The organism is Streptomyces lonarensis, from assembly GCF_012033735.1.
Lineage (GTDB): Bacteria > Actinomycetota > Actinomycetes > Streptomycetales > Streptomycetaceae > Streptomyces > Streptomyces lonarensis.
The window spans coordinates 23,960-32,367 of sequence record NZ_JAAVJD010000036.1; the positions used below are offsets into that span (position 1 = coordinate 23,960).

General features: G+C 74.0%; 7 protein-coding genes and 1 pseudogene. 5 read left to right on the forward strand and 3 right to left on the reverse strand.

Annotated features, from left to right (window positions below; all coding sequences use genetic code 11):
* Positions 1-202: 202 nt before the first annotated feature.
* Positions 203-1,324, reverse strand: coding sequence for a helix-turn-helix transcriptional regulator (locus HCN56_RS07520; protein WP_312871112.1), 1,122 nt, complete (start codon positions 1,322-1,324; stop codon positions 203-205).
* Between HCN56_RS07520 and HCN56_RS07525 the strand changes: the two genes are divergently transcribed.
* The 3 genes and pseudogenes from HCN56_RS07525 to HCN56_RS27400 all read left to right on the forward strand — a co-directional run.
* The gene (locus HCN56_RS07525) at positions 1,226-2,146 is read left to right on the forward strand and encodes an SDR family NAD(P)-dependent oxidoreductase (RefSeq protein ID WP_167968713.1); all 921 of its coding nucleotides are present in this window, start codon (positions 1,226-1,228) and stop codon (positions 2,144-2,146) included. The genes HCN56_RS07520 and HCN56_RS07525 overlap by 99 nt on opposite strands.
* Positions 2,147-2,316: 170 nt before the next feature.
* On the forward strand, positions 2,317-3,261 hold the full coding sequence (locus HCN56_RS07530) for an AraC family transcriptional regulator (protein WP_167968714.1): 945 nt from the start codon (positions 2,317-2,319) through the stop codon (positions 3,259-3,261).
* A 581-nt stretch (positions 3,262-3,842) separates the two neighbouring features.
* A pseudogene (locus HCN56_RS27400) lies at positions 3,843-4,124 on the forward strand (DnaB-like helicase C-terminal domain-containing protein); the annotation flags it as partial.
* A 34-nt stretch (positions 4,125-4,158) separates the two neighbouring features.
* Here HCN56_RS27400 and HCN56_RS07540 read toward each other — a convergent pair.
* A complete protein-coding gene (locus HCN56_RS07540; RefSeq protein ID WP_167968715.1) occupies positions 4,159-5,610 on the reverse strand; it encodes an MFS transporter in 1,452 nt (483 codons plus the stop codon).
* A 396-nt stretch (positions 5,611-6,006) separates the two neighbouring features.
* Here HCN56_RS07540 and HCN56_RS07545 point away from each other — a divergent pair, with 396 nt between their 5' ends.
* A complete protein-coding gene (locus HCN56_RS07545) occupies positions 6,007-6,408 on the forward strand; it encodes a hypothetical protein (RefSeq protein WP_167968716.1) in 402 nt (133 codons plus the stop codon).
* Positions 6,409-6,649: 241 nt separating this feature from the next.
* Here HCN56_RS07545 and HCN56_RS07550 read toward each other — a convergent pair whose 3' ends face one another.
* On the reverse strand, positions 6,650-7,306 hold the full coding sequence (locus tag HCN56_RS07550) for a hypothetical protein (RefSeq protein WP_167968717.1): 657 nt from the start codon (positions 7,304-7,306) through the stop codon (positions 6,650-6,652).
* Between the two features lie 280 nt (positions 7,307-7,586).
* Between HCN56_RS07550 and HCN56_RS07555 the strand changes: the two genes are divergently transcribed.
* Positions 7,587-8,339 (forward strand): MerR family transcriptional regulator, encoded by a 753-nt coding sequence (locus HCN56_RS07555; protein WP_167968718.1) that lies wholly within the window; start codon positions 7,587-7,589, stop codon positions 8,337-8,339.
* The last annotated feature ends 69 nt before the right edge of the window (positions 8,340-8,408 follow it).

Consider the following 8,408-nt stretch of genomic DNA (forward strand, 5'->3'; position numbering starts at 1 on the left):
GGGAGCGCGTCCCGGTGCGGTGCTGCGGGGCGCGGACCACCTCCTGCGGACTGCGCCGGAGCGGCGCCGCGTCTCGACCTCCGTGGCCTGCTCCGCGGTGGCCGGAGAGCTACGGGGCAGCTCTCCCGGTCGGGGCGGGAACGGAAACCGCAGGTCGTCGAGCTCAGCCGCGGAGCCGACGGCACGCACTGCCGACACGGCCTCAGGCGCCGTCGCGGGGCGTGTAGAGCATGACCCAGTGGTCCCGCTCCGCGTCGTGCAGCATCTCGATGTCGAAGTGCAGCCAGCCGCGCCGCGGATGCCGGATGCGCTTGACGGCGGAACGCCACGCCCCGACCTCGCAGCGCTCCCAGAGGTCGCGGAACCGGCCGCTGACGGCGCCGAGTTCGGCGAGCAACCCCCGGAGGTGGGTGTCCTCGGGGTACCGGCTGAGCGCTGTGCGCAGCTCGGCCGCCGCGACGCGGGTGAACAGCTCCGCGCCCTCCTCGCCGAGCAGGTCTGCGAGCCCCGGCGCGGTGAAAGCCTGATAGGCGATGTTGCGCGCGTAGCGGCCGGTGCCACCGGTGAGCGGCGCGAGCAGTTCGGAGGCGGCGGCGTTGCCGGCGAGCAGGGTGAGACGCCCGTCGTGCACGGTTACCGGCATGGTGCCGTCCAGCGCGTGGAGCACCCGCAGTAGCCCCGGGCGGATGACGGTGTCCGGCGACTCGATCTGCGGGGGTGACTCGCCGCCGAGCCGGAACAGATGGTCCCGTTCCGCACCGGAGAGCCCGAAGGCCCGGGCCAGCGCCTGGAGGACCTCTCGCGAGGGACGCACCGCACGGCCCTGTTCCAGCCGGGTGTAGTACTCCACGGAGATGCCGGCCACTTCCGAGAGTTCCTGACGCCGCAGCCCCGGTACGCGACGCCGGCGCACCCGTGGGTCCCCGGGCGCCACGGGCGGGCACATCGCCGCCCGCTGCCGACGCAGGTAGTCGCCGAGGTCCGTTCTTTCGCCGCTGAGCACCCGTCCATTCTGCCCCGTGCGGGGCGAGGAGAGTGGCTCTGAGGGTGGTCCTGCCAGGACCGGTATCCACCGGGTCTCCCCCGGCGACGATCCGTGCCGCACATTCGGTGCAGGCGCCGCGCCCACCGGCGGTGCGCCGGACTCGGAGAGCAGCCCCGTCCAGGTCCGTCGCACCGTCCGGGCAGCTCGGCGCGCCTCGTTCGTCGAATCCAGGAGTGCGTGATGCCCGAAGCGACCCGTACCGTCGTCATGACCGGAGCCACCGGAGGCCTCGGCTTCGAGGCTGCCCGAGAGGTTCTGCGCCGCAGTCCGGAGACGCACCTGGTGCTGCTGGCGCGTGAGGCCTCGGCGGCGCGCACCCTGCCGCGTCTCCTGGAGGTCTCCCCGCACGTCTCGACCGTCCCCGCGGACCTCGCCGGCAAGGCCTCGGTGGCAGCAGCGGCTGCTCGGGTGGAGGACCTGCTGGACGCGGGTACGGTCCCGCCGCTGGCTGGGATCGTCTGCAACGCGGGGGTCCACCTCTCGGACGCCCTGCACACGAGCGAGGACGGCCATGAACTCACCTTCGCGGTGAACGTCCTGGCGACGCATCTGGTCCTGAGGCAGCTCCACCCGCACCTGCAGCCGTCCTCGCGCATCGTCGTGACCGTCAGCGATGCCCATTTCGGCGACCTGCGCCACACCGGCGGCATCATGCCCCGGCCGCTCTGGCGGGGCCCGGAGGCGCTGTTCCGGCCCGGCGCCTACCCGCGGTCGCACCGGGTGCGTGCCGGAGGCCGACGCGCCTACGCGACGAGCAAGCTCGGCGGCATCCACCTGGTGCACGAGTGGGCCCGCCGGCTGCCCTCGGGCGTCGACATCGTCGCCTACAACCCGAGCCTGGTGACGGGGACCGGTCTCGCCGAGCGGATGGGCGGCCCCGGCCGGTGGGCGATGTCACGGGTGGTGCCGATGTTTGCGGCGACCCCGCTCGTGGACACTCCGCCGCAGGCCGGCCGCAGGCTCGCCGATGTCGTGCTGGGCACGACGACTGCGCCGACGGGTTCCTACGTCCACCGCGACCGCACCATGCGCTCCTCGGTCGAGTCGTACGATGCCGCGCGCGAGCAGGAGCTGTGGGCCTGGCTCGAACGGCAGGGGTGACCGCCCGGGCTGGGGCGGGCGCCCGATCGGTACGGCCGCGACGCGGAGCGCACTGCTGCGGCCTGGGTGGCGCGTCACTGTCGCGGGTCGGGCCGACGTGGTTGCGGGTCGCCCGGGCCGCCGGGGCATACTGCCGACAGTGGGCGGCGGCCGGTGAAGAGGTGGCAACGGTGGAGATCCTGCGTCTGGACAGCAACGTCCCGACCGCTGTCGCGGACCTTCTCTCCCGGGTGTGCGAGCCGGTCCGGCTCCGGCCCGAGGCCGGTCTCCCGCTGCGGTCCCGCGCCGACCACTGGGAGGCCGGGGACTTCTCGTTCACCGAGCTGGCGCTGGACGGGTCCGTCGACCTGACGAGTGGCCCCGCCCACCACCGGATCGGGCTCCTGGCCGTGCACAGCGGCCAGTTCGTGGACACCACCGGCGGCCGCCAGGACCTCTACCGCCCGGGGAGCGCGGTACTGGTGACCGACTGCGGGCTGCCCCGGACCGGAAGGGCACTGGAACTGCGCTGCACGGTCGCCACCTTCGACCCCGCCCTGCTGGGTGCGGCCGGCACGTCAGGTACGCAGGAGACGGCGCGGGTGGCCGGTGCCGGTGCGCCCGATCCAGCGCGGGGTCGGCAGGTCACCGCGGCCCTGGCGTATCTGCGGCACCACGTGCTGGCCGCGCCGGACGTGGACCCGCTCGCCGCCGCCACGGGCATCCGGCACCTGGCCTCGGTGCTCGGCGTGATGCTGCCGGGGAAGCGGGGCGCCGGGAGCGACGGCGCGGACACCGAGACGTTGCAGCGGGCCATGCGGTTCATCGAGGAGAACGCCCACCGGCCGATCTCGCTGCCCGAGATCGCCGAGGCGGCACAGGTGACCGCTCGCGCGGTGCAGTACGCCTTCAAACGCCACACGGCCGGCACTCCGCTCGGCTACCTGCGGCGCGTCCGGATCGGCCACGCACACCAGGAGCTGCGCGCCGCATCCCCCGAGGCCGGAAGCGTGGCGGAGATCGGGGCGCGGTGGGGCTTCTCCCACCCGGGCCGCTTCGCAGCCGCGTACCGCGCGGTCTACGGTTTCCCGCCTTCCCGCACGCTGCAGCAACCGCCGGTGGCACGGGCGCCCTGACCGTGGTGCGGTGTCGGAGACGGCGGGGGCGGCGAGGGGCGGCGGGTTCTGGGGGCGATGAAAGGCCGTCAGCCGCTGGCGACGAACTCGGCTGCGGCCGGGCGAAGAGAAGGACACCGTCCGATCACCCCCCGACGAGTCGTTCGCCGGCTGAACGAAAACGTTCACCGCCCCAGGCTCTGCGCGGCAATCGTCGACCGACTCACGTTCAACGCGCACGAACAGCTGAGGAGCCCTGCAGCGTCGCCGAAAGCCGTCGGCAGGTCGAGGCTCGGTGATCACCGGTTGCTGCCCGAACGCATCGGCATACGCTGTCCGCCTTCGTGCTGAAGCCGCGTGCCCGAGCAGCGAGCGAGGAGACCCCTGGCTGACGACCCGGGTCTGCACGTCGGCGTCCTCGCCGGTGGAGCCCGCCCGACGGGGCGCCCCCTCCATGTGGTCCCGGAGGATACCTTCGATCCCGCCGCTCCGGGAGACGGGGTGCTCCGGAGCGCCCCGGATCTGCTGGAGGGTCAAGGGCAGGGCACCGCTGGGGTTGTCGACTCGCCCCGCCTCCCCGGCACGGGCCGCGGCGGCGCCCGGCACCGTCCGGTCTCCGGGAGTGCGACGGTGCGGACCGGGCCGCGGACCTGGTCCTGCTGCTGTACCGGGAGGACGTCCGGCGGACGCGCATTCCGCTGGCCGGTCGGGCCGAACTCACCGTCGCCGAGCACCGGCACGGCCTCACCGGGCGGCTGTTCCTCGCGCACCAGGGGCACTACGGCCGCTTCGTCGACCTCCCGGACGCCCCCTACTCCAGCGCGCACGGCACCGAGGAGGACCCCGGCGACGGCCCAGGAGCCGGCGGAGAGCTGCGGCCGTGAACGCGGTGGACCGGTGCCGGTCGGCGGTGGAGCTTCAGGAGGCCGGGCCGGTCGTGGGGCGGCGGCTCGGTACCGCGGGGTCCGAGGCGTGGCAGGGCTCGGACGCGGCTGTCGGCGAGGCCGGCGACTGAGGAGCGGGGCGGGGTCGGGCGGTCAGCCTCCGGACGCGGGCTGAGCAGGCGAGAAGCAGCGCGAGCGCGGCCTGTCCCAGGGCGCAGCAGGCAAGGAGGAGCCCGGCACCGCCGCCGTCCTCCGCGAGGCGCGGGACCAGCGTGCCGGCTGCCTCGGCGAGCCGGCCGTGGTCCTGGAAGCCGCGGTCGGCGAGGAAGCCGCCCAGCACGACGGCAGGGGGGAACAGGCCCTGTCCGAGGAGTCGGCGTGCCCCGAACACGGTCGCCTGGATGTCCGTGGGGGTTCGTTCCTGCCAGACGGCGGTGGCGTGGGCGTTGGAGATCTGCACGCACGCCTGGTTGAGGAGTTGTGCGAGGAACCACAGCAGCGGGACCGCTGTGAGGGCCAGCCCGAGCCGACCGAGGAGGGCCCCGGCGGCGATGGCGGTGACGACGGCGGCGAACCGGCTGCCGCGATCGCCGAGGGTCAGCATGGCGATCGCACCGAGCAGGAGGCCAACGGGGCCGGCGACGGTGAAAGCCGCCAGGTTCCGTTCCTCGGTGCCGGCGGTGGAGGAGGAGACGACGTAGACGGTGACGACGGCGGTGGCCAGTCCGGCGAAGAGGTTGACGCCGGCGTACGCAGCTTGCAGGCGGCGGAAGCCGGAGTGGCCGAGGATGAAGCGGAACCCGCGCAGCGCGCCCGCGAACGGTCGCAACCGACGGTTGCGCCCGCTCTCCCGGCCGACGGACGGCCAGCGGACGGCGGCGGCCATGGCCCCTGCTGCCGCGAAGGTCACGGCTTCGAAGGCGAAGACGGCGGCGGGCGTCACCACGGTGTGGAGCGCGGCGCCGATGACGGGGCCGGAGACGGTGGGGATCGTCTCGATCAGCGAGGTGAAGCCGTTGACGCGGCTGAGGTCGCGCTCGGCGCGGAGTTGCCGGACGGTTGCTGCCAGCGTGGTGGACAGGGCCGCTTTCACCACACCGGCCAGGAAGACCAGCAGCAGGATCGTCCAGTACTCGGCGTCGCCCTCGTCGGTGAACCGCCACACCTGCCAGGCGAGCAGCAGGGAGAGGAGGCTCAGGGTCACGTTGCCGACGCAGACGACCTGACGGCGGGTGAAGTGGTCGCTGACCGCACCGGCCACCGGCGCGAGGTAGATGGAGCCCAGGGTGCTCGCCCCCACGATGAGGGCGAGCGCGGAGGCGTCGCCGGTCTCGGTGTACACCGTGAGGGCGAGGCAGAACGCCGCGGCGCTGGAGCCGAGCAGGGAGACCAGTTGACCGCCCCACAGGACCCCGAACGCTCGGGAGCTGCTGGGTGGACGGGCGGGGCGTGGTCGCGCGGCGGGGGTGTCGGCGGTGTCGGGCACTGGCTCCTCGTCCGGGGAGACGGCTGGGGGTGGCGGTCGAGGAGGTTACCCGTGACCCGGATGCGGCACGGGCGGACGGGGAACTGCGGCCTGCCGGCAGCCCCTCTTCGGCCGGGAGCCGCCGCCGGCGCGGGGTGTGTGCGGGTCCGGGCGGCGGATCGGTCACGGGGATGACACCGCGCCCGGCGTGAGGTGCCGTCAAGAGGCTCCCACCCCCGCGTGTTGCGGGCCGGGAGCGCACGCGGAATGCGGCGCACGCTCAAGTCAGGGCGTTGCCAACGATCTGACCTGCTGTGATGTCGCGCCGTCAGGGGCCGGTGGCGGCCGATGCAGGCGGCGACGCTTTCGCACATCTGATCGTGCACGCTTTGTCCGGATCGGGGTAGGCGCACCGCCATGTACGAGGACGATGTGGTGGAACTGGCGATAGAAGCGGACAGCGTCCGCCAGCAGATGGCCGACGGGAACCTGGCGGTGGACGCGGGCGATCGGGCGGCACTGACCTCGATACAACGGATGTGCACCCTGGGGTACAGCGCCGCGGCGCCCGAGAACTTCGACGAGTACCTCGCTCTCGATCTGCGCCGGGCGGCTCGCTGCTCGGGCCACGACCCGGCGCAGAAGCCGGTCGGGACGGTGATCCGCCACGCGGCCGAGCTGGTGGAGGCGGGGTGCAACCCCCACACCGTGCTCAACGCTCTCGCGCCGCTGGTCGAACCCGCCACGGTCGAGGAGCAGGCCGCCGCGGACGCGACGGCGCCACGGGAGGCCCCCGCCCCGCTCGACGAGGCGGGCTGACCCGGGACCGACGACAGCGGCCGGGAGCCCGCGCCCGTCCCGGCCGTGCACCGCGGCGGGAATGTGGGCCCCTGGCGGGTGGGCGCACCCGCGGCGGCGGTGGGGCTCCCGCCATGGAGTCCTGACGGGTTCGACCCGCCCCCACGCGCGCGGACGGCCGGGGGCCGCTTCGTCCACGGGCTCCCGGCTCCGGCCGGGAGCCCGCAGCGGCCCGGGCCGTGACGACCCGCCTCGTCGCGGTTCACTCCGCCCCGTCCAGCAACGGGTTGTACCGCAGCCGGGTCGCGCGCTCCACACTCGCGGTGGAGGCGCAGAGTCCGAGCAGGGTGTTGAGCCACCAGGGCAGGGCCACCGGTGAGTCGAACGTACCGAAGCGTTCCGCGACGGGAGGCACCTGCGAGAGGGCCTCGGCGAGCTGCGGGACCGCCAGGCCGATCGGGATCAGCAGCATCAGCAGGGAGACGGCGGCGACAAGCCGGCTGAGTCCGGGACGGGAACGCCCGAAACGGGCCCGGCGCCCCTCGGCGGACCGGGCCTCCGCCACCAGGCGGCGCTCCGCCCCGTCGTGCCCGACGTAGTGGCAGCGGCGCAGACCGAAGGAGGTCGGGACGACCTCGATCGTTCCGCCGTGCACGGGGAAGACCGCGGGCAGGGTGGAGGTGGCCTGCTGCCGCCCGTCGGCGTAGAGCTGGGCCTTCCCCTTGCCGTCCTCGGTCGCCAGCCGTTGCCAGTGGGGCACGTCCACCGAGTAGGTGGTGGGTCGCCCGTCCTCGCCGGTGACGGCGATGTGGAACAGCGCGCGGGAGAGCGGCTGCCACCAGCGGTAGCCGCGGAGCGCGCGGCCGTCGCCCGGCCTCACCCGGCCGACGGCGCGTCGCCTCTGTCGTTGGTTGAGCATCTCGGTTCGGGCTCCCTGTCGTGGCACGACGGTGGGGCAGGCGACACGGGGCGCCCGCGCGGCGGGTTCCGGGCGCCTGCCGGGGCGCGGCTCCTCCGGTGGGTCCGTGCCCATTGCAGGGTGTGCCCCGGGGGCAGGGTCAAGGCGAGGTGCGATCGGGGCCCCGGGCCTGGGGCACGCGCTGTGGGGAGGGGGGTTGCCCCTGCCCCAGGGGCACGGTGTGGAGTGGGGCCTGCGGGCCGACGCCCGAGCGGAGCGAACCGGAGAAGGAGTGGACCGGATGGCGTGGAGCACTCAGCAGCTGGCTGATCTCGCCGGAACCACCGTCAAGGCGGTGCGCCACTATCACGCGGTGGGTCTGCTCGATCTGCCACGGCGGTCGGCCAACGGCTACAAGCAGTACGAGGTCCTCCACCTGGTCCGGCTGATGCAGATCCGGCGGCTGAGCGACCTCGGCGTCCCGCTGTCGGCGATCCCGCACATGGACGAGGGGGGTGCGACATCGCGCGAGGCACTCCGGGAGCTCGACGCGGAGCTGGAGGCCACGGTCGCCCGGCTGAACCGGGTGCGCGCCGAGCTCGAGGGGCTGCTGCACCACGAGGCACCGGCGTACCTGCCGCCCGCCTTCGCACCGCTGGCCGGCGGACTGACAGCGCGGCAGCGCTCCCTGCTGATGGTGTACTCCTCCGTTCTCAGCGAGGACTCGCTCGCTGAGTTTCGGAAGCTGCTCCAGGAGCCCGACGCGTCGGCGGAGCAGTTCGAGGTGCTCCCGGCCGACGCGGACGACGCGACGATCGAGCTCCTCGCGCAGCGCATGCTCCCGCCGCTGCTGCGCTCGCGCGAGGAGGCGCCGTGGTCGAAGGCGCCCGCGGCCGACGCTCCCGCGGGTGAGGAGGACGCCGCCGCGGTCATGGCGGAGGCGGTCCTGCAGCTGTACAACCCGGCCCAGATGCGGGTGCTGCGGAGGTTGAGCGCTCTGCTGCGCGAGGCGGAGGAAGGCGAGGGGCCGGCGTCCGGGCGGTCCGGCCGCTGAGGCCGCCGGAGAGCCGTTCCGCGCCGCCGGTGAGGGCGGGGGTCAGGTCCATGACGTCGGAGTCGTACC

Coding starts and splice junctions, on each gene's coding strand:
- HCN56_RS07555 (WP_167968718.1), top strand. CDS start 7,587: ATGGCGTGGAGCACTCAGCAGCTGGCTGATCTCGCCGGAACCACCGTC.
- HCN56_RS07525 (WP_167968713.1), top strand. CDS start 1,226: ATGCCCGAAGCGACCCGTACCGTCGTCATGACCGGAGCCACCGGAGGC.
- HCN56_RS07545 (WP_167968716.1), top strand. CDS start 6,007: ATGTACGAGGACGATGTGGTGGAACTGGCGATAGAAGCGGACAGCGTC.
- HCN56_RS07550 (WP_167968717.1), bottom strand. CDS start 7,306: ATGCTCAACCAACGACAGAGGCGACGCGCCGTCGGCCGGGTGAGGCCG.